A 22346-nucleotide genomic window follows, 5' to 3' on the forward strand; every position below is an offset into this window, starting at 1 on the left:
GTGAGTCCTTTTGGTCCGCCTAGGGACCAGAAGGACTCACGGGCGCGCAGCGCCTAGTAGCCGCCGAGGCCCTTGCCGATCATCACCACACCGATCACCAGCAGCAGCGTCGCCATCACGGCCGCGTTGTTGGCGGTCAGCCAGGACTTGAGGTTCTGCAGCCAGGCCGTCGCCTTCTCCCGAGCGACGAAGTAGGCGATGACCGGCACGGCCACCGTGCTGGCGGCCAGGATCGTGAAGACCACCCCGGTGACCACCAGCGTGGCGCCGCTGACCCCGAGGTTGGCGACCGCCACGGCCGCGCCGACGATCATCAGCAGGTTCTTCGGGTTCACCGCGGACAGCGCGAAGCCGAGCCCCATCGCCTTGCCGGGGGTGACCTTGTCGATGGCGGCGAGCCAGCCGGGCATGGTCGGTTCCGCGCCGGGCGCGGGCCTGCCCCGCCACTGCTTGAGCGCCAGCCAAAGCAGCGCGACGCCGAGGATGATCTTGATCGTTGCGGTCGTCGCGTTCCCGTCCGACGAGGTGTCGAGGCCGACCGCGCTGGCGATCGCCACGATCACCGTGTACGCGACCGCGATGCCGAGAACCCAGCCGGCGGTGAACGCCGTCGCGGTGCTCCCCGCCTTCGGCGTCAGCAGCATGAGGATCGCGGCGATGATCGGGATCGGACTGATCGCCACGCCGAGTGCGAGCGGAAGGATGTCACCTATGGCTGTTCCCATGGTTGGCATGCTCGCAGTCGGAGGATGGGCGGGAACCACCCGAAAAGGGTGACTGCGGGTGGCTGCGCGTGGTGCGGGTGAGATGACATGCTTCGTTCCATGGCGTCGAACTCCCAGTCGTTGAACATCGAGTCCCCGAAGGCGGGATCGCTCAAAAACATGTCCTGGGTGCCGGGCGGGCTGTTCTGGATGGGCTCGGAGGACTTCTACCCTGAGGAGAGGCCCGTCCATCAGGTCGAGGTCGACGGCTTCTGGATGGACACCCACCAGGTGACCGTCGCGGAGTTCCGGCGTTTCGTGAAGGACACCGGGCACGTGACCGTCGCCGAGACCGCGCCCGACCCGGCCGACTACCCCGGCGCCGACCCGGCGCTGCTGGTGCCCGGCTCACTGGTGTTCACCCCGCCGCCAGGGCCGGTCTCGCTCGACGACTACCAGCAGTGGTGGTCCTGGGTGCCCAGCGCGGACTGGCGTCACCCGGAGGGCCCGGACAGCAACGTCGGCGGCCGCGAGCGGCACCCTGTGACGCACGTCGCCTACGCGGACGCCAAGGCCTACGCCGCGTGGGCGGGCAAGGAACTGCCGACCGAGGCCGAGTGGGAGTTCGCCGCCCGCGGCGGTCTGGACCGCAAGGCCTACGCGTGGGGCGACGAGTACACGCCCGGCGGGAAGCAGCAGGCCAACACCTGGCAGGGCCAGTTCCCGTGGCAGAACCTCGCCGAGGACGGGTTCGTCGGGACCTCCCCGGTCGGGAGCTTCCGGCCCAATGGCTACGGGCTCGTGGACGTCGCGGGCAACGTCTGGGAGTGGACCACCGACTTCCACACCGCCGACCACAGCGCGGGCGGGAAGAACGTCAACCCGGCGAGCTCGTGCTGCATCCCGCGCAACCCGAGGTCGGAGTCGGCGGCGCAGGCGGAGGGTGAGAGCTACCCGCGCCGGGTGATCAAGGGCGGATCGCACCTGTGCGCGCCCAACTACTGCCTCCGCTACCGCCCCGCCGCCCGCCAGGGGGAGACCGAGGAGACCTCGACCTGCCACCTCGGGTTCCGGTGCATCGTCAGGGCGCCCGGGCCACGCTGATGGACGGGTGGCTGCAGCGCGAGATCATCGAGCCGGGCAAGCTGCCGCTGCTCATGTTCTTCCTGGGTTTCATCGGCGGCTTCGCGTTCATCCGGCTCAGCGTGCGGATGATCCGGGCGAAGGTCCGGTGGTGGCCCGGCAACGTCACCCCTGGCGGCCAGCACGTGCACCACGTGGTGTTCGGCGTCGTGACGATGCTCATCAGCGGCGTGTGGGTGATCGCCGTCTACGAGGACGGCAGTTCGACCACCGGCGCGGTGCTCGCGGCGGCGTTCGGCATCGGCGCCGCCCTGGTGCTCGACGAGTTCGCACTGATCTTCTATCTCAAGGACGTGTACTGGGCCGAGCAGGGCCGGACCTCCGTCGACGCCGTGTTCGTCGCCATCGCCGTCACCGGACTGCTGCTCCTCGGTGCCAGACCGACGGCGATCCTGGACGTCGAGGACTTCCGCGGGGAACTCCCTGGGTGGGCGCGCGTGGTGGTCGCGCTGCTCACCCTGCTGAGCTTTCTGATCGCGGCCGTCGTGATCGCGAAGGGCAAGATCTGGACGGGCCTGTTCGGGATGTTCTTCTTCCCGGCCCTGCTGGTCGGCGCGATCCGGCTCAGTCGCCCTGGCGCGCCGTGGGCGCGCTGGCGCTACGGGGACCGGCCGAAGCGGATGCGCAGGGCCCTCGAACGGGAGAAGCGGTACCACAGGCCGGTGGTCCGGGCGAAGATCTATGTGCAGGACCTCGTCGCGGGCAAGCCGAGCGTCGAGCACGCGAGAGCGGCGACGGAGGAGGAGCTCGAGCGGACCGTGCGTGCCGCGCCCCCGGCCCCGCACCACGAACGGGTGCCTCGGTAGTCCGGATTTCGTCCCGTCCTGGTCGTCTGGCACAATTGACGGGTTGCCTGTACAGGCGACACCTACCTAATCGGAGTACGAACCAGCCGAGCACAGCGTGAGCAGTGCCGCTCGGTTCCTCTACTCGTGCGAAAACGCAAGGATGGAACAACCGATGAACACCCTGGACTTTCTGGACGCCCGCTCTCTCCGCGACGACATTCCGGAGTTCCGTCCCGGCGACACCCTGAACGTGCACGTCAAGGTCATCGAAGGCTCGAAGGAGCGCGTGCAGGTCTTCAAGGGCGTCGTGATCCGTCGCCAGGGCGGCGGCATCCGCGAGACCTTCACCGTTCGCAAGGTGTCCTTCGGCGTCGGCGTCGAGCGCACCTTCCCGGTGCACAGCCCCAACATCGCTCAGGTCGAGGTCCTCACCCGTGGTGACGTCCGTCGCGCCAAGCTGTACTACCTCCGCGATCTGCGTGGCAAGGCCGCCAAGATCAAGGAAAAGCGCTGATCTTTCTCACGCATTTTTCAGGTTGGCCCGGCCCCGGAACAGCACGACCGTTCCGGGGCCGGGCTAACCTGTTCCGGTGGTAAATACCCCTCAGGAATCGACGGCGCCGGACGGTGCCGAATCCCCCGAACCGACGTCGGGGAGGGTCGAGAAGAAACCCCGCTCGTTCTGGCGGGAACTCCCCGTCCTCATTCTCGTCGCGCTCGTGATGAGCTTTCTCCTCCAGACCTTCATCGTCAGGGTGTACCTGATCCCGTCGGAGTCGATGGAACCCACGTTGCACGGCTGCGCCGGCTGCACCGGCGACCGGATCGCCGTCGAGAAGATCAGCTACCGCTTCGGCGATCCGCAGCCCGGTGACGTGATCGTGTTCAAGGGCCCGGAGTCCTGGAACAGCGGCTGGTCGTCCACCCGCTCCGACAACCCGGTTGTCCGCGGATTGCAGGAGTTCGGTTCACTGGTGGGGCTGGTGCCGCCGGATGAGAACGACCTGGTCAAGCGGGTCATCGCGACCGGTGGTCAGACCGTGGAATGCTGCGACGACCAGGGTCGGATCCTGGTCGACGGCAAGCCGATCGACGAGCCGTACGTCGTCACCGACTTCCCCTTCACCCCCGGCACCCAGACCTGCGACACCCCGCTCAAGTCGGGGCGCTGCTTCGGCCCCGTCACCGTCCCCGAGGGCAACCTCTGGATGATGGGCGACAACCGCAGCAATTCCGCGGACTCGCGCTACCACGTCGGCGACGAGTACAACGGAAGCGTGCCCGTGGACAACGTCATCGGCAAGGCCGTCGCCATCGTGCTGCCGCCCTCGCGTTGGGGCCTCATCGATTCGCCTGATATCCAAGGACAGTGAGTACCTGGCCACCGAGGACGATCATCCGCAGAGCGGCTGGTCTGCGGACGATGGAATCCGCCCTCATCCGGAGCGGCCTCGGCCCCGTGGTCGGCGTCGACGAGGCCGGCCGCGGCGCCTGCGCGGGCCCGCTCGTGGTCGCCGCCTGCGCGCTGGGGCCCAAGCTGCATCCGGCCCTTGCGAACCTCGACGACTCCAAGAAGCTGACCGAGCGGATGCGGGAGGAACTGTTCCCCGTCATCACGCGGATCGCCAGGGCCTGGTGCATCGTGGAGATCCCGGCATGGGAGGTCGACTCGCTCGGCGTGCACGTGGCGAACATCGAGGGCATGCGGCGCGCGGTCGCGGGTCTGACGCTGTCCCCGGGATACGTTCTGACGGACGGGTTTCGGGTGCCGGGCCTGCCCGCGCCGTCGCTGCCGGTCATCGGCGGCGACGCGTCGGCGGCCTGTATCGCGGCGGCCAGCGTGCTGGCGAAGGTCTCGCGCGACCGCACGATGGTGGCGATGGACACGGAGCTGCCCGGGTACGGGTTCGCGGCGCACAAGGGGTACAGCACGGCCGCGCACACCGCGGCGATGGCCGCGCTCGGCCCGAGCCGGGAGCACCGGATGTCCTACGCGAACGTCGCCGCCGCGCGACTGATGCAGCGCGATCCGGTGCGCGAGGACCGCTCGGCACCCGTCGGGGTGGGCGAAATGTACACCGCGGCGGTGCGTGCGGGATGATGATGGTTCACCACAGAGCAGGAGGACGGCGAAACAGATGAGTGCCGAAGATCTCGAGAAGTACGAAACGGAGATGGAGCTCTCGCTCTACCGTGAGTACAAGGACATCGTCGGCCAGTTCGCCTACGTAGTGGAGACCGAACGCCGGTTCTACCTGGCGAACTCCGTCGAGTTGGTCCCGCACAACGCGGACGGGGAGATCTACTTCGAGGTGCGGATGGCCGACGCCTGGGTGTGGGACATGTACCGCCCCGCGCGGTTCGTCAAGCACGTCCGGGTGATCACCTTCAAGGACGTCAACATCGAGGAGCTGGAGAAGTCCGACCTGCGGCTGCCCGAGAACGGCCCGTTCGGGGAGTAGGGCGGATCCGGGTCAGGCGATCCGGACGCCGTTCTCCAGCATCGTGGTCCGCAGCAGGAAGGCGGCCTCGCCGCCGATGATCTCGCCGACCAGGACGAGGTAGCGGTCGACGAACTCCGGGCCGTGCGGGGCGAGCGCCGCCCCGCCCGGCTCGAGGTGATGGGCCAGCTCGTGCAGGACCACCAGCTCGCGCAGCGCCCAGGCGGTGCCGCGGGTGTGCAGCGGCACCGCGATGGTCGCCGCCCCCGGCTCGTAGTGGGCGGCGGCCGCCCCCGCCCGTGCGCGGACGGCGACGGGGACGTGCGCGCCCGCCCAGCGCTCGCGCACCCAGTTCAGGGCCAGCACCCGGTCCGCGTAGTCCTGCACCGAGTCGATCGAGGCGAACTTCCGCTCGACCGGCAGCGTGATCGTGGAGCCGAACAGCTCCAGCTCCCGCGCACCCCTGTCGGCGCGGTCGAAGACCGTGCGCACCACGGCCTCGGCCTCGTACACCCGGCTGCGCTGGCCGTCACGGTCGGTGCTCACTCGAGCTGCTTCGTCGCGGCCGCGAGCTCAGGGGCGTGACCGAGGCGCGCGGCCCGGCCGGCCCGGTCGCCCGCCCGCCGCGCGGTCGACGAGTGTCCCGCGGTGGCCTTGGATCCCCGCCACGTCCCGCGTGCCTGCGACGTCTGACGGTAGAAATCCGACAGCTCGAGCTGCTTGTCGCGCAGCACCAGTGCGGTGCCGGTCAGTTCGGCGCCCGTGGCGTCGTCCGCGCGCACCGCCTCGGCCTCGGCGGCCTTCTTGGCGGTGGCCAGCCGCTCGCCGATCCGGGCGGCGAACGCGAGTTGGAAGTTCAGCCGGGCGGTGACCCCCGCGACCGGCCGGTGCGCCCCCGACTTGATGAACGCGTCCGACGCCCGGACCATCTGCACGAGCAGGCTCGAGTACAGCGCCTCGCAGGCGTCGATGTCGGTGCCGAACCCGTAGGCGAACACCTGGGTCGAGTTGTGCGCGACGTCGCACTGCACGTCGTTGGCGGCCGCGATGCTGACGAACAGGTGCACGTAGGTGCGCAGGCCCTTCTTGCCGGTCTCGCCGATCGAGATGACCCGCTGGGTGGGGGTGGCACGCTGCTCGCGACGCGAGGTGTGCGAACGCGCGACGGCGAGGTCGATCGAGGTGGCGGTGGCCAGCCGCTGCGCGGCCTCCATGAAGGCCTGGGCCTCGTGCGGATTGGTGGTGGACTCGGCCTGGCGGAGCAGACCGCCGATCCGGGCCAGCATCTTCTCGGAACTCACCCGGACGAGCGTAGACCGCGGCACCGACGCGCGCCCCCGCCTATCGCGGGACGTCGAGCTCGAAGTACAGCGCGTCGGACCAGTGGCCGAGTCCGAGCTCGTGCAGGGGTTCCTCGATGCTCTCCTTCGCCGGCGGGAACACCCGCTGCCAGAAGTTCGGCTTGGCGGGCGTGAGCCGAGCCAGCGCGGCCTCCATCTCGGCGTCGATGTCCGCCAGCCCGGCCAGCAGCGCCGCGCCCTGCTCGGCGAACGGCTCGTCGTCCATCGCGAAGATCTCGCCGCATTCGAGGACGAAGTGGTCGTCGGGCCCGGTGTGGGCGCGCAGGAAGCGCAGCGCGTCCTCGGCCATCGTGCCGAGTCCCGGGTGGTGGATGCGGCTCAGGAACTTCTCGAGCCGGGCGATGCCGGGTCCGCAGCGCGCGGTGACCGCGATCAGGTCGGGGGTGTCGTCCCAGATGATCGACTGTCGGGCACGTGGGTCGACGGACACGAGGATCCGGGGGACCAGCGGTATCGCGTACGGCCACTCGGAGATGCCCGCGAGGCGCTGGGTGCAGTCCGCGGCCGGATCAGACTGTGGGGCAAGGGGAGTGGTGTAGAGGTACGTGCGGTTGGCCACGCCATTCCTGTCTGTGGTCGGGATCGGGTGACCGGCAGAGTGTAGGTGGCACCGGTGACAAGGACGGGTCTTGTGCGTTCTCCACAGGCCTGATTCCGTCCACAGGCACCGCGAGATCGGCCGCCGACGGGCGTGCGGCGTCCCGGCCGCGGTGCATCGTCTGGTCATGGCACGAAACCTGGAGCTGGGGGCATTGGGTGAGGACATGGCCGCGGGGCACCTCACCCGGGCGGGCATGACGATCCTCGCGCGGAACTGGCGCTGCCGGTACGGCGAGCTGGACCTGATCGCCCGGGACGGGGAGGCGGTCGTCTTCGTCGAGGTGAAGACGCGGTCGGGCCGGGGCTACGGCACGCCCGCCGAGGCGGTGACGTTCGCGAAGCGGGGCCGGATCCGCCGGCTGGCCGGGTTGTGGCTGGCCGAGCAGCCGCATGGCTGGCGGCAGGTGCGATTCGACGTGGTCGCCGTCGTCGTCGAGTCCGGCCGGGACCCGGTGCTCGAGCACCTGCGCGCGGTGTTCTGATGGCGCTCGGACGGGCCTACGCGGTGGCGGTGCGCGGGGTCGAGGGGCAGTTGGTGGAGATCGAGGCGGACATCGGGCGCGGGCTGCCGGGGGTGCACCTGGTCGGGCTGCCCGACACCGCGCTGCAGGAATCGCGGGACCGGGTGCGGGCGGCGGTCACCAATTCGGGTGAGCGATGGCCGGATTCGCGGGTGATCCTTGCGCTCTCGCCCGCGACCCTGCCGAAGGGCGGCAGCGGCTTCGACCTCGCCCTGGCCTGCGCGGTCCTGGTGGCGGACGGACGGGTGCCGAGCGCGGATCTGGACAAGTCCGTGCTGCTGGGCGAGCTCGCGCTGGACGGGCGGCTGCGCGGGGTCCGCGGCGTGCTGCCCGCGGTGCTGGCGGCCAAGGCCGCGGGCAGGCCCGCCGTGGTGGTGCCGTACCCGGCGCTGGCCGAGGCAGGCCTGGTGGACGGCATCGAGGTGCTGGGAGCACGCAACCTGCGCGAGGTGATCGAGTGGCTGCGCGGGGAGCTGATGCTGTCCGGCCCGGCCCCGGCCGAGGTGGTGCCCGAGCGCACGACGGCCGACCTCAGCGACGTGGCGGGCCAGGGGGACGCGCGCCTGGCGCTCGAGGTGGCGGCCGCGGGCGCACACCACCTGATGCTGACCGGTCCGCCCGGTGTCGGGAAGACGATGCTGGCGCAACGTCTTCCCGGGGTGCTGCCGCCGCTGAGCGAGCAGGAGGCGCTCGAGGTGACCGCGATCCACTCGGTGGCGGGGCTGCTCACCAGCGAGCGGCCGCTGATCACCGAACCGCCGTTCGTCGCCCCGCACCACACCTGTTCGATCAGCGCGCTGGCCGGCGGCGGGTCCGGGATGGCCAGGCCCGGCGCGGTGAGCCGGGCGCACCGGGGCGTGCTCTTCCTCGACGAGTGCGCCGAGCTGGGAGTGAAGGCGCTGGAGGCGCTGCGGACCCCGCTCGAGGACGGTGAGGTCCGGATCGCGCGGCGGGACGGGGTGGCCTGCTATCCGGCACGGTTCCAGCTGGTGCTGGCGGCGAATCCGTGCCCGTGCGCGCCGCCCCGCACGGAGGACTGCGTCTGCGCACCGACCGCGCGCAGGCGCTACCTGGGGAAGCTGTCGGGTCCGCTGCTCGACCGGGTGGACCTGCGGGTGAGCATGCAGCCGCTCTCGGTCGGCGCGCTGAACGGGGAGGCGGCCGAGTCGACGGCGGAGGTGCGGGCGCGGGTGGCGGCGGCCCGGGCGACGGCGGTCGAGCGGTGGCGTGAGTTCGGTTGGCGGACCAACGCGGAGGTGCCGGGTCCGGCTCTGCGGCAACGGTTCCGGATCTCGCGTCAGGCGATCCGCCCGCTGGAAGGCGCGCTGCGGGAGGGGCAGATCACCGCCCGCGGCGCCGATCGCGCCCTCAGGGTCGCGTGGACGCTCGCGGACCTCGCCGGCCTGGCGTTGCCGGGCGAGGACCAGGTGGGGTGCGCGCTGGGCTACCGGGATCGGCGGGGCGAATGAGTGCGCGGCGGGCGGCCTGGGCGTATCTGTCGCAGGTGGCGGCGGGCCCGTGTGCCCCGCTGGTGGAACTGGTCGAGGCGGTCGGACCGGAGGAGGCGGCGCGGGCGGTGCGCGGGGCGGCGCTGCCGGAGGCCCTGCGCACCAGGACGCAGGCGCGCAGGCACATCGACTCCGCCGACCGCGACCTCGACATGATCGGGCGGCTCGGCGGCAGGTTGCTCACGCCCGACGACGAGGACTGGCCGGCGTGGCGGCTGTTGGCTTTCGACGGCCTCGACTCGCGGCGCGAGCGGGAGTCGGCGCCGCCGTTGGCGCTGTGGGTGCTGGGGGAGCGGCCGCTGACCGAGCTGACCGAGCGGGCGGTCGCCGTGGTCGGCACCCGGGCCGCCAGCGGCTACGGGGAGCACGTCACCGGGCAGTTCGTCGACGACCTCGCGGGCAGGGGCTGGACCGTCGTCTCGGGGGGTGCCTACGGCATCGACGGCGCCGCGCACCGCGCCGCCCTGGCCGCGGGCGGGGCGACGGTGGCGGTGCTGGCGTGCGGGGTGGACCGGGCCTATCCGGCCGGTCACGCGCGGTTGCTGCGGGAGATCGCCAGGGAGGGCGCGGTGGTCAGCGAGTATGCGCCGGGCACGACCCCCGCCCGGCACCGCTTCCTGGCCCGCAACCGGCTGGTGGCGGCGCTCGCGGACGCGGTGCTGGTGGTGGAGGCTGGTGCCCGCAGCGGGGCGCGCAACACCGCCACGTGGGCGACGCGGCTGGGCCGGCCGGTGCTGGCGGTGCCTGGCCCGGTGACCTCGGCCTCCTCGGTGGGGTGCCACCGAATGATCAGGGAGGGCGAGGCGCTGCTCGCGGCGCGGGCAGCGGACGTCGTGGAGGCCGCCGGACCCGTGGGGGTGAGCAGCGACGACAGCGGGCCGGTGCGGCCGCTCGACGGACTCTCCGCCAAAGCGGCGCTGGTGTACGAGGCGCTGCCCGCGTCGGGTTCGGTCGGCGTGCCCGAGCTCTCGGAGAGCTCGGGCGTGCCGATCGAGTCGGTGCGGGGTGCGTTGCCGGTGCTGGAGCTGGCCGGGCTGGTCGGGTCCGACGGGACGGGGTGGTTCCGGCGAGCGACGATGTGACTTGACCCTGACCCTGGGGCAGGCTTGCAGGATGGTCGGCATGACGAGCACAGAGACGCCGAGTGGGTCCCGAGGGTGCGGTGATCGGTGATGCTCACGGTCGGTGAGCTCGCGTCGCTAGCGGGCACCACGGTGAAGACCGTGCGGCACTACCACGCCCGGGGTCTGCTTGCGGAGCCCGAGCGGGAGGCGAACGGGTACCGCAGCTACGGCGCGCAGGACCTGGTCCGGCTCAGCCGCATCCGCAGGCTTCGTGACCTCGGCCTGTCCATCGCCCAGATCGGTGATCTGCTCGAGGGCGAGACGAGCGGCATCCACCAGGCGCTCGACACGCTGGACGAGGAACTGGCCGAGCAGTCACGGCTCATCGCGATCCGCCGCCGCACGATCGCGGACCTGCGCAGCAGCCTCGACCCGGAGCTGCCCGACGAGTTCGCGGAGGTGATGTCGCAGTACCTCGCCGCGGGGGTGTCGCCGGTATGGGTCGCGCAGGAGAAGGAGTTCCTGCTGCTCGTGCTCGCGGTCTCGGCCGGGAGCCCTGACGTGAGCGAGCGGCTGCTCGGCATCCACCGACGGGTGCTTGCGGAACCCCACCGTGCGCGTGGCGTCGATCTGATCGGCCGAGTCTCCCGGCTCGACGACCACACCGGCCCCGCCGAGATCGACACGCTCGCAACGGACTACTGCGCCTTTATGGCGGAGGTGCTGCCCGACCAGATGCGTCCGAGCGAGGTCCCGTACATCAGGGACGACGAGCGGATGTCGGCCCTGATGGATGAGCATCGCTTCGGCAATGCCTCATCCGGCTATGCGCGATTCGTCCGGGCGGTGGCCGCCCGGCTCGCCGACGGCGCCTAGCGCCGCACACCACCGATTCACTCGCCCAGGCCCGCGTCACATGCGGGTCCTACTGCCATGCCCGAATTCAGGAGGTACAACGCGCATGCGAAAAACGACAGTCATCACAGCCGCCGCGGCGGCCGTGGGCACCATCCTCGCCGGATGTGCTCAGCCCCAGCCGGATCCGGCGCCCCCGGCCCCGAGCGCGTCGGCCGCCGCCCTCGACCGCTACTACCGGCAGCCCGTCTCGTGGGCGGCGTGCGCCGATGAGCAGCTCGCGGCGACCGGCAGCGAGTGCGCGGCCGTCGAGGTTCCGCTCGACTACCGGGATCCGCAGGGCACGATCATCGAACTCGCGATCTCCCGGATGGCGTCCACCGACCCCGACGGCAGGCGCGGGATCATTCTGACCAACCCCGGTGGGCCGGGCGGCCGCGGCCTCGGCATGCCCGCGAACCTGCGTGAAGGGATGACCTCAGAGGTGTCCGCCGCCTATGACGTCATCGGGATGGACACCCGCGGGCTCGGCGCCAGCACCCCGCTCGACTGCGGGCTGACGGACATGACCTGGTTCCGCGCGACCGGCATCGATCGGTCGGGGTTCGACGAGAATGTGCAACGGGCCTCTCAGGCCGCCGACCTGTGCTGGGACAAGTACCCGGAAGTGTTGCCGCACATCAACACCGCCAACATCGCCAGGGACCTCGACTTGATCCGCGCGGCACTGGGGGAGGAGAAGGCTTCGTACTTTGGCTGGTCCTACGGCACCGTGCTGGGCGCGACATACAGCCAGATGTTCCCCGAGAGGATCGACCGCCTGGTGCTCGACAGCGCGGCCGATCCGGCCAAGTACGGCATCGAGATGTTCCGGGACATGGGCCCGGCCAACGAAAAGGCCATCGACGACCTCGCCGGCTGGGCCGCGCAACGCGACGACGAGTACGGGCTCGGCGCCACCCCTCACGAGGTGCGGGCGGGCATCGAGCAACTGATCGCTGACGCGGCGACCACCCCGATCACGGTGGGGCAGTTCGCCCTCGACGACCACACGCTGCCGTTCGTCCTGTACTTCAATGCCACCAGCGATACCGACAATGCCGCCTTCGCTGAGGTCCTGGTGCAGCTCCGTCAGCTCGCGGCAGGCAAGCAGGTGACGCCGACGCCGAAACTCGAGGGCCTGCTGCAGGCGATGTTCCGCCCGGAGTCGGGCACCGGTCCCGATTACGCTTCCACGCTGGCGATCCTCTGCGGCGACCGTAGGATGCCGTCCGATCCGGAGTGGTACTGGCAGAACATCGAACGCGCTCGCGCCGACCAGCCTATTTTCGGATCCGTGCACAACACCATCACGCCGTGTGCGTTCTGGCACGCGCAGCCGATCGAGCAGGTCGAGATCGGTAATGACACCCCGGCGCTTCAGGTGCAGTCGCTCGGGGACACCAGGACCACCTACGAGGAGGGTCTGGGCATGCACCGGGCCATGCGCGGGTCGAGGCTGGTCACCGTGCCGGGACGCACGCACGCCGTGTTCCCGGACTATCCCAACGATTGCGCGCGCGACACGGTGAACGACTACCTCCGGGACGGCACGTTGCCGAGTGAGGACCTCATCTGCGAGTCGTAACCGGGCATCAGCCGAATTGCGGACAGATGTGTTGCCGCGCCGCCTCCAAGGCCCGGGTCTCCTCCTCCAGCGCTTGCTGCTCGGTTGTGGAGTCGCGACCCGCTGCCTTCGCGGCGTCGAGGGCGGACTGTCGGGCGCCGACCATCGACACCGTGAAACCCGCCCAGTCCTTCCAGGATCCGGTCGACACAGCGGCGGGCAACATCTGCTCGTACGCATCGCAGTAGCCGTGGCCCGCGGAGACGATGGCGGCGCGTTCGGCGCGCGGGCTCAGCGTGACCGCGCCCGCGGTGATGTCGTCCCAGCGGCTGTCCGCGCAGACGGCGCCCGCGAATCCCGCGTCGCCGTCCTCGGGCACGTTCTTGAAGACCGCGCTCTGCTCGACCCGCTCGATCTGGGCCGGGCGCGCAGCGGCGAACTGGTCCGCCAGGTTCTGCTCGACGGAGTCGGCGGTCCCGTCGCCCCGCGGCCGCAGCACGTCGACGAGCTCCTCGGCGGTGGCGTTGGGGAGCGTCGCGTCGACGCATGCCGCGCCGTCCGCCGAGGCGGGCTCGGAGGACGCGGCCGAGCATCCGCCGAGTAGGACGGCGGTCAGCGGCAGCAGGGCGGCGAGTGAACGGATGCGGCGGATATGTGTCATTGCCCCTCGAGAAAGAACGCGGAAGTCGTTGGCGGCGGCGCTGGTTCACCTCGCCGCGGCGTGGACGGTCGATCGCACGCGACGAATCGGCCAGGCAGCAGTATCTCAGGCAAACGCCGAACGAGATAGGGAATCTCGCCATCCGGTCCGATGCACCCGTACTGTGTTAGGTAACGCTAACTAGTGGAGGAGTCGGAATGGCCAGACGAATCACCACGCTCACGGTCTCGCGCACCGAGCGGCTGACCCCGCACCTCGTGCGTGTCTATCTCGGAGACCCCGGCTTCGAGGAGTTCGTCCCCAACGACTTCACCGATGCCTACGTCAAGCTGATCTTCGGGCCGGACGACGATCAGGTGCTGCGCACGTACACGGTGAGCTCGGTGGATGACGAGAATCGTGAGGTCGCCATCGATTTCGTCGTGCACGGCGACGAGGGGGTGGCCGCGCCGTGGGCCGCCTCTGCCGAGCCCGGGGAGAGCGTGCGACTGTACGGCCCCGGCGGGGCCTACGCCCCGCGCGCGGACGCCGACTGGCACCTGATCGCGGGCGACGAATCCGCGATCCCCGCGGTCGCGGCGGCGGTCGCCGCGCTGCCTGCGGGCGCGGTGGCGCGGGTGGTGCTCGAGGTCGCAGGCCCGGACGACGAGGTGCCTCTGCCCTCGGCCGCGCTGGTGGAGGTCACCTGGGTGCACCGCGGCGGCGGCGCCGACGAGGTGGGCGACGACCGGGCGGGCGACAACGCACCGCTGATCGACGCGGTCAAGGCCGTGCCGTGGTTGCCCGGTCAGCCGCACGTGTTCATCCACGGCGAGGCGCATGCCGTCATGCACGGTCTGCGCGCCTACATCCGCAAGGAGCGCGGTGTCGCGGCCGAGTGGGCGTCGATCTCCGGCTACTGGCGGCGCGGCCGCACCGAGGAGGGCTTCCGGGCCTGGAAGTCGGAGCTCGCGGCCGCCGAGAATCCGGAGCGCTCGCGCTAGCCGACGGCGACCGGCGCGCCGCGGCGAACCAGGCGAATCCCGGTGCCGCTGAGCACCATCGCGATGATCAGCCCCATCGCGAGGCCGATGGTGGGGAAGGCGAGCCAGGTGGGCCCGAGGTCGATGTGCCACGGCAGCGATGCGGTGGTGGGATCGCCGGTCGGTGCGCGGTCCAGCGAGAAGGGCTCGCCCAGCTTGGGGGGATGGATGCCGCCGACGAGCGCGACGATCGCGCCGTAGACCAGGCCGCAGAACGCGAAGACGGCGAAGACCGGCCATCGTCCGGCCCCCCCACGTCGGACCAGTCGCCAGCCGGACAACCCCACCAGCGCACCGACGACGGCCAGCATCGTCGCGCCGACGGCCGGGAAGATCAGCAGCGCCGGGAGCCACGGCGGGCCGGGAAAGTACATGAACCCGTAGTAGATCGTCCTGACGCCGAGGCGGCCGTTCGGCTCGGTGGGTGAGTAGTCGGCGTACGGGGTCGCGTGGCGCCACCCCGCCGCGCCGAGTACCCCCGCTGCCAGCCCGAACACGGCCAGCGCGAGGACCACTGCGGCGAACCCGCTGCCCCTCTCTTTGCGGTTGCTCACCGGATCATCATCGCGGACACCGGGTCCCAGACGGTGTAGTCGACGCCGGGCGCGTCACATCGGCGTGCCGGACTAGGTCCGGGCCGCCACCACGTCGGCATCGGTGGCCGCCGGCTTCGCGGGCCTGCCGAGGGTGAGCAGCGCCGTCATCGCCACGACCGCGCACACCACGATGCCGATCGACATCCCCACCGCCGACCCGCCCACCAGAGGCGAGATCAGCGCCGCGAGGCCGAACTGGCCCGCGCCCATCAGAGCCGAGCCGGTGCCTGCGGCGGCGGTCACCTCGGACTGCCCGAGCGCGGTGGCGTTGCCCATGATGAACCCGAGGCTGGTGGTCACCAGGAACAGCAGGGGCAGCACGACCGGGGTCGCGGCGCCGCCCACGGTGACCTCGAGCAGCAGCAGGGTGCCGGCCGTGAGCAGCATCGACACCCCGAACCTCAGCAGCGAACGCGCGTGGAATCGTCCGATCAGCCTGGTGTTGACGATGCTGCCCGCGACGATGCCGATCGAGTTGACGCCGAACACGATCGAGAACTGGCCGGGGGTCAGCCCGAGCACGTCCTGGACCACGAACGGCGAGGCGGAGATGTAGGAGAACAGCGCTCCGAATCCGAACATGAAGGTCAGCGCGTACCCGACGTAGCGACGGTTGCCCGTCACGTACCGCATGTTGTGCGCGAGGGCAGTGAGTCCGCCGCCGTGCCTGCGCTCGGCGGGCAGCGTCTCGGGCACCACCGTCAGCACGCCGACGAGCATCACCACGGAGGCGGCGGCGAGCACCCAGAAGATGCCCCGCCAGCCGATCGGTCCGAGCAGCGCGCCGCCCATCAGCGGGGCCAGCACGGGGGCGACGCCGCCGATGATCATCATGATGCTGAAGAGCTTTGCTGCGTTGTCGCCCCTGGCTCGGTCGGCGATCACCGCGCGCGCCAACACGATTCCCGCGCCGCCGCTGAGGCCCTGCAGCAGTCGGGCGCCGATGAGTACCTCAGCCGATGGCGCGAGCGCGCAGGCCACGCCGCTGATCGCGCAGACGATGGTGCCGCCGATGAGCAGCCTGCGCCGCCCCCATCCGTCGGAGAGCGGGCCGATGATCAGCTGGCCGATGCCGAGGCCCGCCATGAAGGTGGTCAGGGTGAGCTGGACCGTCGAGGCCGAGGTGCCGAGGTCCTCGCCGAGGGCGGGCAGGCCCGGCAGGTACATGTCCGTCGCGAGCGGTGCGATCGCGGACAGCAGGGCGAGGGTCAACAGCATCGGGATCGGAATGGTTCGGCTCACATGAGTGACCCAGCGGCGCGGGTGCTTGATTTATTCCCCCCGGGGGGAGACGGTGCGAACATGAGTTCGCATGCGAAGCGGCAGGAACCGGGCGAGGTGCCCGCGCGGTTGGCGGCGCACCTCGACGCCTACGCCGAGTATCTGTCGCTCGAGCGGGGCCGGTCCGAGCACACCGTCCGTGCCTACCTGGCCGACGCCCGGTCACTGCTCGCGCACCTCGCCGCCGCGTCGCCGGACGCGGACCTCGAGGACATCGACCTGCGGGCGCTGCGGTCCTGGCTGTCCGCACAGGCGTCGGCGGGGGTGGCGCGCACCACCCTTGCTCGTCGGACCGCGGCCGCCCGCACGTTCACCGCCTGGCTGACCCGCACCCGCCGGATCCCGCGCGATCCCGGCGTCCGCCTCGTCGCGCCCAAGGCGCACCGCACCCTGCCCGCCGTGTTGCGCCAGGGCCAGGCGGCCGAGGCCATGCAGGCAGCGGAATCCGGTGCGGCGCAGCTCGAACCGATCGCGGTGCGGGACCGCCTGATCGTGGAGTTGTTGTACGCCAGCGGAATCCGGGTCGGGGAGCTCTGCGGCCTCGACCTCGACGACGTCGACCTCGAACGCCGGGTGCTGCGGGTGCTGGGCAAGGGCAACAAGCAGCGTTCGGTGCCGTTCGGTGCACCGGCGGCCGCCGCCGTCGACGCCTGGCTGACGTCGGGGCGCCCTGCGCTGGTGAACGAGCGCTCCGGCCGGGCGCTGCTGCTCGGCCGTCGCGGCGGCCGGATCGATCAGCGGCAGGCCAGGAGCGTCGTGCACGAGGTCCTCGAGGCGGTGCCCGGCGCGCCGAGCCTCGGCCCGCACGGGCTGCGGCACTCGGCGGCGACCCACCTGCTCGAGGGCGGCGCCGACCTCCGGGTGGTGCAGGAGCTGCTGGGCCACAGCAGCCTGGCCACCACGCAGCTGTACACCCACGTGTCGGTGGCGCGGCTGCGCGCGGTGCACGACCAGGCGCACCCACGGGCCTGACGGCCGCTACCGCTTCGCGTAGTCGGCGAAGCCCTGCCAGTCGATCAGGACACAGGCCTCGTCGCCGACCACCCACGCGTCGTGCCCTGGCGGGGCGATCATGACGTCGCCGGGACCGAACTCCAGCTGTTCGCCGTCGTCCATCACCACGACCATGCGTCCCGAGAGGCAGTAACCCGTGTGGGCCGCCTGGCAGCTGTCGGTCTTCGCGATCGGCTTGACGTGGTCGGACCACTTCCAGCCGGGTTCGAATACTCCCCGGCCGACCGAACCTGCGCCGAGGTCGACCACGTCGACCCTGCCCTTGCCGTCCTCGAAAGGTCGGGTCTCCTCGGGGGAATCGAAACTCTTGCGAACCAATCCGGACATGGCCTGCCTCCTGTGGTTGCCTGTCACCGATGCTTCTCCCTGCCAGGGGTGATGTCCAGGCTCCACTTGATAGCCTCGCCCCGGAACCACTGCGGGTGACACCCGTGGATCTGCCACACATTCGGGGGAATTGTGAACCGCGATCATTCGACGCCGGCCTGGCTGCAGGGGGCCGCCGCGCCCGCGGGGGAGCCGGTCTGGGCGGATCGGGATGCGCCACTTGCCGCCGTGCCCGCATGGTCGCCGGCCGCGCCCGCCGCCCCCGAGGAACCGTGGACAGGGCCGGGCCACGCCGTCGAACCGGCCTGGTCGCCGCCCGAACCCGCCCCGGTCGAGCCGACCTGGACCGAGCCGGTTCGCCCACCGGCGCCGCCCCACCAGCCCACCAACAGGGACCTGGTCGCCGGGGCGCTGCTCAAGCGGCCGCGCCGGACCCCCGACGCGGGCTGGCGCGCGGCGGTGCACCGCCTCTCCGGCGGGGTCATCAACCCCGGGCAGTCCGGGGACGAGCTTCGCCTGCAGGCCCTGGTCGAGCGGATCAAACAGCCGATCCGCGGCGACTACCGGATCGCCTTCCTCTCGCTCAAGGGCGGCGTCGGCAAGACCACGACCACGGTCGGGCTCGGCTCGACCTTCGCCTCGCTGCGCGGGGACCAGGTGATCGCGGTGGACGCGAACCCGGACATGGGGACACTGGCGACGCGGGTTCCGCTGCAGACCGACTCCACGGTGCGCGACCTGCTTGCCGACGCGCCGAACCTGAAGCGCTACTCGGATGTGCGCAGGCACACCTCGCAGGCCGCGAGCAGGCTGGAGGTGCTGGCCAGCGAGCAGGACCCGGCCATGTCGGAGGCGTTCAGCGAGGCCGACTACCGGTCGGTCATCGACATCCTGCAGGTGTACTACAACATCATCCTCACCGACTGTGGCACCGGGATCATGCACTCCGCGATGAACGGCGTTCTGCAGCTTGCCAATTCACTCGTGCTGGTGAGCTCGCCCGCGATCGACGGGGCCCGTAGCGCCGCGGCAACCCTGGACTGGCTGCAGCATCACGGCTACGGGCACCTGGTCGAACGGACGGTTGTGGTGATCAGTTCCGCCAGGCCGGGCGCGACGACGATCGACCTCGACGAGCTGAGCAGGCATTTCCTCGCCCGGTGCCGCGCCGTGCAGGTGGTGCCTTTCGACGAGCACCTCGCCGAGGGCGCCGAGATCGACCTGGACCTGCTCCGGCCCGCCACCCGCCGGGCCTTCGTCGAACTCGCCGCGATGGTCGCCGACGACTTCCCGGCCTCCGCGGGCAGGCACGCCGTGGCCGAGTGGAGCTAGGGCCCGGCGCCGTCCGCGCGTAGCGGCTTGAGCCGAACCGGCGCCGCCCGCACCAGGCCGAGCGGGTCGAGGTACTCCCGGCCCCGCCGCAGCCCCCAGTGCAGGCACGTCCCGCACCCCGGATGTCCCGGCTCCAGGGTGCCGAGCGGTGTCCCGCGCCCCACTCGGGCGCCGACGCCGACCGTCGCCAGGACCGGCTCGTAGGTGGTCCGCAGGCCGCCGGGATGATCGACCGAGACCACCGGCTTGCCCGCGACCACGCCCGCGAACGCCACCACCCCCTCGCCTGCGGCGAGCACCGCCTGGCCGGGCGCGCCGACCAGGTCGACGCCGCGGTGGCCGGGCAGCCAGTCGTGTTCGGGTGGGTCGAAGGCCCGCGCGAGCGCGGGGCGGGGGCGCAGCGGCCAGGAGTAGCCCTCGGGTGCGCCGGCCGCCGGCGAGGGACCGCTGAACAGCACCACGGCGCACAATCCGAGAACGGTCAGGATCCGCATCCGTCCACCCTGGGCCACACCAGGGCGCACCTGGGGCGTCGCCGGACGATCTGTGGATGGCCGATCGGCTGTCCACAGCGCCGGTTATGACCTGCTGGGGCCAGCCCGTACACTGTCCATGCGGTCTGTGCTCGCACAGTCCGACTTCGCGCGCCCGCGCATGAACAACGGCCTCCGGCTGGTCCTGCACCCGTGCAGGTCCGGAGGCTGGTGGGCGCCAGGGCAGGGATCACCGATCGCCTGCGTCAACCGGCTATGAAAGAGGTACACAGCCATGGCTGTCGTAACCATGAAGCAGATGCTCGACAGTGGTACCCACTTCGGGCACCAGACCCGTCGCTGGAACCCGAAGATGAAGCGTTTCATCCTCACGGACCGCAACGGCATCTACATCATCGACCTGCAGCAGACCCTCACGTACATCGACAAGGCGTACGAGTTCGTCAAGGAGACCGTTGCCCACGGCGGCACCGTCCTCTTCGTCGGCACCAAGAAGCAGGCGCAGGAGTCCATCGCCGAAGAGGCGACCCGCGTGGGCATGCCCTACGTGAACCAGCGCTGGCTCGGCGGCATGCTGACCAACTTCACCACCGTCCACAAGCGTCTGCTGCGTCTCAAGGATCTCGAGGCGATGGAGCAGACCGGTGGCTTCGAGGGTCGCACCAAGAAGGAAATCCTCATGCTCACGCGTGAGATGACCAAGCTCGACCGCACCCTCGGTGGTATCCGGGACATGGCCAAGGTCCCGTCGGCCATCTGGGTCGTCGACACCAACAAGGAGCACCTCGCGGTCTCCGAGGCCCGCAAGCTGAACATCCCGGTCATCGCGATCCTGGACACCAACTGCGATCCCGACCTGGTCGACTACCCGATCCCGGGTAACGACGACGCGATCCGCTCCGCCGCTCTGCTGACCAAGGTCGTCGCCTCCGCGGTGGCCGAGGGCCTGCAGGCCCGCGCGGGCCGCGGTTCCGCGGACGACGCGAAGCCCGAGGCCGGCGCCGAGCCGCTCGCCGAGTGGGAGCAGGAGCTGCTCTCGCAGGCCGCCCCCGCCGCCGAGGCGGAGGCAGCAGCCGAGGCTCCCGCAGCCGAGGCGACCGAGGCTCCCGCAGCCGAGGCCCCGCAGGCCTAGTGACTCGGCCCTGACCTTCCAAGGTCAGGGCCGCTTCACTTCACGCTCCACCCCAGGCATCGAATCTCACTCAAGGAGGCTCGCCCCCAATGGCGAACTACACCGCCGCTGACGTGAAGCGGCTCCGCGAGCTCACCGGCTCCGGAATGATGGACTGCAAGAACGCGCTTGCAGAGACGGACGGCGACTTCGACAAGGCCGTCGAGCTGCTCCGCATCAAGGGCGCCAAGGACGTGGGCAAGCGCGCCGAGCGCACCACGGCCGAGGGCCTGGTCGTCGCCAAGGACGGCGTCATGGTCGAGCTCAACTGCGAGACCGACTTCGTCGCCAAGAACGCCGAGTTCCAGGAGCTCGCGGACAAGGTCGTCACCGCGGCCGCCGCGGCCAAGGCTGCTGACCTCGACGCCCTCAAGGCCGCCTCCGCGGGCGACCAGACCGCCGACGAGCTCGTGGCGGCGCTGTCCGCGAAGATCGGCGAGAAGCTCGAGCTGCGTCGCGTCGTCGCGTTCGACGGCCCGGTCGCGACCTACCTGCACAAGCGCAGTGCCGACCTGCCGCCCGCCGTTGGCGTGCTGGTCGAGTACCAGGGCGAGGGTGACGGAGCAGCGGAGGCCGCTCGCGCCGCCGCCATGCAGGTCGCCGCGCTCAAGGCGAAGTACGTGACCCGTGACGAGGTCCCCGCCGAGATCGTCGAGGCCGAGCGCCGCGTCGCCGAGGAGACCGCCAAGGAGGAGGGCAAGCCCGAGGCTGCACTCCCCAAGATCGTCGAGGGCCGTGTCAACGGCTTCTTCAAGGACGTCGTGCTCACCGAGCAGTCCTCCGTCACCGACTCGAAGAAGACCGTCAAGGCGCTTCTCGACGAGGCAGGCGTGACCATCACCCGCTTCGCGCGGTTCGAGGTCGGCGCCAGCTAGACGGCACCAGCTCCACCGAAAGGCCCCGCCCTGGTTTCCGGGTGCGGGGCCTTTCTGCGTGTGCGGAGCGCGCCGACGGCCCCGGGGTCCGTTCCCGGGGGCGGATAAGGCAGGATGGAGTGGTCATCTGTGGCCAGAACACCGGGTGGCCTATTCATGCTGGCCGCACACCGCCCACGGCGGCACCGACGATCGAGGAGAGCCATGACCGAACCCGCACCGACCGATTCCGCACCCCGACGGGACGGCTTCAAGCGCGTTCTCCTCAAGCTCGGTGGCGAGATGTTCGGTGGTGGCGAGGTCGGCCTTGATCCCGACGTGGTGCAGACGGTGGCGGAGCAGATCGCCGAGGTGGTAAACACCGGCGTGCAGGTTGCGGTCGTCATCGGCGGCGGCAACTTCTTCCGTGGCGCCGAGCTGCAGCAGCGGGGCATGGACCGGTCCCGGTCCGACTACATGGGCATGCTCGGCACCGTGATGAACTGCCTTGCACTGCAGGACTTCCTCGAGAAGCAGGGCGTCGCCACCCGCGTGCAGACCGCCATCACCATGGGCCAGGTCGCCGAGCCGTACCTGCCGCTGCGGGCGCGCAGGCACCTCGAGAAGGGCCGCGTCGTCATCTTCGGCGCGGGCATGGGCATGCCGTACTTCTCCACCGACACGACGGCCGCGCAGCGCGCCCTCGAGATCGGGGCCGAGGTCGTGCTGATGGCCAAGGCCGTCGACGGCGTCTACACCGCGGACCCGCGGGAGGACCCGGACGCGACCATGTACACCGACATCACCCACCGCGAGGTGATCGAGCAGGGGCTGAAGGTCGCCGACGCCACCGCGTTCAGCCTGTGCATGGACAACCAGATGCCGATCATGGTGTTCAACCTGCTCACCGAGGGGAACATCGCACGCGCGGTGGCCGGTGAGAAGATCGGAACACTCGTCAAGTCATGAACCATCCCACCGCACCCGCCGAGCCTGGAGGAAC

General features: G+C 70.7%; 26 protein-coding genes. 17 read left to right on the forward strand and 9 right to left on the reverse strand.

Going from position 1 to position 22346, the window contains the following annotated elements; genetic code table 11:
• Positions 1-53 precede the first annotated feature (53 nt).
• Positions 54-725, reverse strand: a complete 672-nt coding sequence (locus BR31_RS0100945) for a GAP family protein (protein ID WP_027499289.1) — start codon at positions 723-725, stop codon at positions 54-56.
• 159 nt (positions 726-884) lie between these two features.
• Between BR31_RS0100945 and BR31_RS0100950 the strand changes: the two genes are divergently transcribed.
• The 6 genes from BR31_RS0100950 to BR31_RS0100975 all read left to right on the forward strand — a co-directional run bounded on the left by BR31_RS0100950 (position 885) and on the right by BR31_RS0100975 (position 5097).
• Positions 885-1808: a formylglycine-generating enzyme family protein gene (locus tag BR31_RS0100950; protein WP_027499290.1), complete on the forward strand. Its 924-nt coding sequence runs from the start codon at positions 885-887 to the stop codon at positions 1806-1808.
• Positions 1778-2653 (forward strand): hypothetical protein, encoded by an 876-nt coding sequence (locus BR31_RS0100955; protein ID WP_442970167.1) that lies wholly within the window; start codon positions 1778-1780, stop codon positions 2651-2653. The genes BR31_RS0100950 and BR31_RS0100955 overlap by 31 nt, the downstream gene beginning before the upstream one ends.
• Before the next feature lie 154 nt (positions 2654-2807).
• Positions 2808-3149, forward strand: coding sequence for a 50S ribosomal protein L19 (rplS, locus tag BR31_RS0100960; RefSeq protein WP_027499292.1), 342 nt, complete (start codon positions 2808-2810; stop codon positions 3147-3149).
• Positions 3150-3225: 76 nt separating this feature from the next.
• Positions 3226-4008, forward strand: coding sequence for a signal peptidase I (lepB, locus tag BR31_RS0100965; RefSeq protein WP_027499293.1), 783 nt, complete (start codon positions 3226-3228; stop codon positions 4006-4008).
• Positions 4005-4736 (forward strand): ribonuclease HII, encoded by a 732-nt coding sequence (locus BR31_RS27090; protein WP_081830258.1) that lies wholly within the window; start codon positions 4005-4007, stop codon positions 4734-4736. Before lepB ends, BR31_RS27090 begins: the two co-directional genes overlap by 4 nt.
• A gap of 37 nt (positions 4737-4773) precedes the next feature.
• Complete coding sequence (locus BR31_RS0100975) at positions 4774-5097, forward strand: DUF2469 domain-containing protein (protein ID WP_027499294.1); 324 nt, start codon at positions 4774-4776, stop codon at positions 5095-5097.
• Between the two features lie 12 nt (positions 5098-5109).
• Here the strand turns inward: BR31_RS0100975 and BR31_RS0100980 are convergent, their stop codons facing one another.
• Genes BR31_RS0100980 through BR31_RS0100990 form a run of 3 tightly spaced genes read right to left on the reverse strand, consistent with a single transcriptional unit; the run spans position 5110 to position 6996 of the window.
• Positions 5110-5622, reverse strand: coding sequence for a TIGR04338 family metallohydrolase (locus BR31_RS0100980; RefSeq protein ID WP_037175173.1), 513 nt, complete (start codon positions 5620-5622; stop codon positions 5110-5112).
• A complete protein-coding gene (locus BR31_RS0100985) occupies positions 5619-6377 on the reverse strand; it encodes a DUF2786 domain-containing protein (protein ID WP_027499296.1) in 759 nt (252 codons plus the stop codon). The genes BR31_RS0100980 and BR31_RS0100985 overlap by 4 nt, the downstream gene beginning before the upstream one ends.
• 40 nt (positions 6378-6417) lie before the next feature.
• Positions 6418-6996, reverse strand: a complete 579-nt coding sequence (locus BR31_RS0100990) for a DUF7822 domain-containing protein (protein WP_027499297.1) — start codon at positions 6994-6996, stop codon at positions 6418-6420.
• Between the two features lie 166 nt (positions 6997-7162).
• Here BR31_RS0100990 and BR31_RS0100995 point away from each other — a divergent pair, with 166 nt between their 5' ends.
• The 5 genes from BR31_RS0100995 to BR31_RS0101015 all read left to right on the forward strand — a co-directional run bounded on the left by BR31_RS0100995 (position 7163) and on the right by BR31_RS0101015 (position 12612).
• Positions 7163-7519, forward strand: coding sequence for a YraN family protein (locus BR31_RS0100995; protein WP_027499298.1), 357 nt, complete (start codon positions 7163-7165; stop codon positions 7517-7519).
• A complete protein-coding gene (locus tag BR31_RS0101000) occupies positions 7519-9027 on the forward strand; it encodes a YifB family Mg chelatase-like AAA ATPase (RefSeq protein WP_027499299.1) in 1509 nt (502 codons plus the stop codon). Before BR31_RS0100995 ends, BR31_RS0101000 begins: the two co-directional genes overlap by 1 nt.
• Positions 9024-10148: a DNA-processing protein DprA gene (dprA, locus tag BR31_RS0101005; protein ID WP_027499300.1), complete on the forward strand. Its 1125-nt coding sequence runs from the start codon at positions 9024-9026 to the stop codon at positions 10146-10148. Before BR31_RS0101000 ends, dprA begins: the two co-directional genes overlap by 4 nt.
• 90 nt (positions 10149-10238) lie before the next feature.
• A complete protein-coding gene (locus BR31_RS0101010; RefSeq protein WP_027499301.1) occupies positions 10239-11006 on the forward strand; it encodes a MerR family transcriptional regulator in 768 nt (255 codons plus the stop codon).
• Positions 11007-11091: 85 nt separating this feature from the next.
• Complete coding sequence (locus tag BR31_RS0101015; protein ID WP_027499302.1) at positions 11092-12612, forward strand: alpha/beta hydrolase; 1521 nt, start codon at positions 11092-11094, stop codon at positions 12610-12612.
• A 7-nt stretch (positions 12613-12619) separates the two neighbouring features.
• Here BR31_RS0101015 and BR31_RS0101020 read toward each other — a convergent pair whose 3' ends face one another.
• Positions 12620-13252, reverse strand: a complete 633-nt coding sequence (locus BR31_RS0101020) for a hypothetical protein (RefSeq protein WP_027499303.1) — start codon at positions 13250-13252, stop codon at positions 12620-12622.
• Between the two features lie 197 nt (positions 13253-13449).
• Here BR31_RS0101020 and BR31_RS0101025 point away from each other — a divergent pair, with 197 nt between their 5' ends.
• Positions 13450-14235: a siderophore-interacting protein gene (locus tag BR31_RS0101025; RefSeq protein ID WP_027499304.1), complete on the forward strand. Its 786-nt coding sequence runs from the start codon at positions 13450-13452 to the stop codon at positions 14233-14235.
• Here the strand turns inward: BR31_RS0101025 and BR31_RS0101030 are convergent.
• Together BR31_RS0101030 and BR31_RS27095 are read right to left on the reverse strand one after the other, a co-directional pair.
• Positions 14232-14828: a hypothetical protein gene (locus BR31_RS0101030; protein ID WP_027499305.1), complete on the reverse strand. Its 597-nt coding sequence runs from the start codon at positions 14826-14828 to the stop codon at positions 14232-14234. The two genes, BR31_RS0101025 and BR31_RS0101030, sit on opposite strands and share 4 nt — an antisense overlap.
• Positions 14829-14900: 72 nt before the next feature.
• A complete protein-coding gene (locus tag BR31_RS27095) occupies positions 14901-16088 on the reverse strand; it encodes a multidrug effflux MFS transporter (RefSeq protein ID WP_051636852.1) in 1188 nt (395 codons plus the stop codon).
• A gap of 84 nt (positions 16089-16172) precedes the next feature.
• Here BR31_RS27095 and BR31_RS0101040 point away from each other — a divergent pair, with 84 nt between their 5' ends.
• On the forward strand, positions 16173-17123 hold the full coding sequence (locus tag BR31_RS0101040) for a tyrosine recombinase XerC (protein WP_051636853.1): 951 nt from the start codon (positions 16173-16175) through the stop codon (positions 17121-17123).
• Between the two features lie 6 nt (positions 17124-17129).
• On the opposite strand, the gene BR31_RS0101045 is transcribed toward BR31_RS0101040, so the two are convergent.
• The gene (locus BR31_RS0101045) at positions 17130-17492 is read right to left on the reverse strand and encodes a cupin domain-containing protein (protein ID WP_027499307.1); all 363 of its coding nucleotides are present in this window, start codon (positions 17490-17492) and stop codon (positions 17130-17132) included.
• A 396-nt stretch (positions 17493-17888) separates the two neighbouring features.
• Here BR31_RS0101045 and BR31_RS0101050 point away from each other — a divergent pair, with 396 nt between their 5' ends.
• Entirely contained in the window at positions 17889-18824 is a 936-nt protein-coding gene (locus BR31_RS0101050) for a MinD/ParA family ATP-binding protein (protein WP_442970183.1), read from the forward strand.
• Here the strand turns inward: BR31_RS0101050 and BR31_RS0101055 are convergent.
• A complete protein-coding gene (locus BR31_RS0101055) occupies positions 18821-19318 on the reverse strand; it encodes a M23 family metallopeptidase (protein WP_027499309.1) in 498 nt (165 codons plus the stop codon). The genes BR31_RS0101050 and BR31_RS0101055 overlap by 4 nt on opposite strands.
• Positions 19319-19592: 274 nt before the next feature.
• On the opposite strand from BR31_RS0101055, the gene rpsB reads away from it, so the two are divergent.
• From rpsB to pyrH, 3 genes are all read left to right on the forward strand, one after another.
• The gene (rpsB, locus tag BR31_RS0101060) at positions 19593-20450 is read left to right on the forward strand and encodes a 30S ribosomal protein S2 (RefSeq protein WP_027499310.1); all 858 of its coding nucleotides are present in this window, start codon (positions 19593-19595) and stop codon (positions 20448-20450) included.
• Positions 20451-20539: 89 nt separating this feature from the next.
• Positions 20540-21364 (forward strand): translation elongation factor Ts, encoded by an 825-nt coding sequence (gene tsf, locus BR31_RS0101065; protein WP_027499311.1) that lies wholly within the window; start codon positions 20540-20542, stop codon positions 21362-21364.
• A gap of 204 nt (positions 21365-21568) precedes the next feature.
• The gene (pyrH, locus tag BR31_RS0101070; RefSeq protein ID WP_027499312.1) at positions 21569-22312 is read left to right on the forward strand and encodes a UMP kinase; all 744 of its coding nucleotides are present in this window, start codon (positions 21569-21571) and stop codon (positions 22310-22312) included.
• Positions 22313-22346: the final 34 nt, after the last annotated feature.

The organism is Rhodococcus sp. UNC363MFTsu5.1 (assembly GCF_000686785.1).
In the GTDB taxonomy this organism is placed as follows: domain Bacteria; phylum Actinomycetota; class Actinomycetes; order Mycobacteriales; family Mycobacteriaceae; genus Rhodococcus_G; species Rhodococcus_G maanshanensis.

Coding starts and splice junctions, on each gene's coding strand:
- BR31_RS0100945 (WP_027499289.1), bottom strand. CDS start 725: ATGGGAACAGCCATAGGTGACATCCTTCCGCTCGCACTCGGCGTGGCG.
- BR31_RS0100950 (WP_027499290.1), top strand. CDS start 885: ATGTCCTGGGTGCCGGGCGGGCTGTTCTGGATGGGCTCGGAGGACTTC.
- rplS (WP_027499292.1), top strand. CDS start 2,808: ATGAACACCCTGGACTTTCTGGACGCCCGCTCTCTCCGCGACGACATT.
- BR31_RS0100975 (WP_027499294.1), top strand. CDS start 4,774: ATGAGTGCCGAAGATCTCGAGAAGTACGAAACGGAGATGGAGCTCTCG.
- BR31_RS0100995 (WP_027499298.1), top strand. CDS start 7,163: ATGGCACGAAACCTGGAGCTGGGGGCATTGGGTGAGGACATGGCCGCG.
- BR31_RS0101000 (WP_027499299.1), top strand. CDS start 7,519: ATGGCGCTCGGACGGGCCTACGCGGTGGCGGTGCGCGGGGTCGAGGGG.
- dprA (WP_027499300.1), top strand. CDS start 9,024: ATGAGTGCGCGGCGGGCGGCCTGGGCGTATCTGTCGCAGGTGGCGGCG.
- BR31_RS0101010 (WP_027499301.1), top strand. CDS start 10,239: ATGCTCACGGTCGGTGAGCTCGCGTCGCTAGCGGGCACCACGGTGAAG.
- BR31_RS0101015 (WP_027499302.1), top strand. CDS start 11,092: ATGCGAAAAACGACAGTCATCACAGCCGCCGCGGCGGCCGTGGGCACC.
- BR31_RS0101020 (WP_027499303.1), bottom strand. CDS start 13,252: ATGACACATATCCGCCGCATCCGTTCACTCGCCGCCCTGCTGCCGCTG.
- BR31_RS0101025 (WP_027499304.1), top strand. CDS start 13,450: ATGGCCAGACGAATCACCACGCTCACGGTCTCGCGCACCGAGCGGCTG.
- BR31_RS27095 (WP_051636852.1), bottom strand. CDS start 16,088: ATGCTGTTGACCCTCGCCCTGCTGTCCGCGATCGCACCGCTCGCGACG.
- BR31_RS0101040 (WP_051636853.1), top strand. CDS start 16,173: ATGAGTTCGCATGCGAAGCGGCAGGAACCGGGCGAGGTGCCCGCGCGG.
- BR31_RS0101045 (WP_027499307.1), bottom strand. CDS start 17,492: ATGTCCGGATTGGTTCGCAAGAGTTTCGATTCCCCCGAGGAGACCCGA.
- BR31_RS0101055 (WP_027499309.1), bottom strand. CDS start 19,318: ATGCGGATCCTGACCGTTCTCGGATTGTGCGCCGTGGTGCTGTTCAGC.
- rpsB (WP_027499310.1), top strand. CDS start 19,593: ATGGCTGTCGTAACCATGAAGCAGATGCTCGACAGTGGTACCCACTTC.
- tsf (WP_027499311.1), top strand. CDS start 20,540: ATGGCGAACTACACCGCCGCTGACGTGAAGCGGCTCCGCGAGCTCACC.
- pyrH (WP_027499312.1), top strand. CDS start 21,569: ATGACCGAACCCGCACCGACCGATTCCGCACCCCGACGGGACGGCTTC.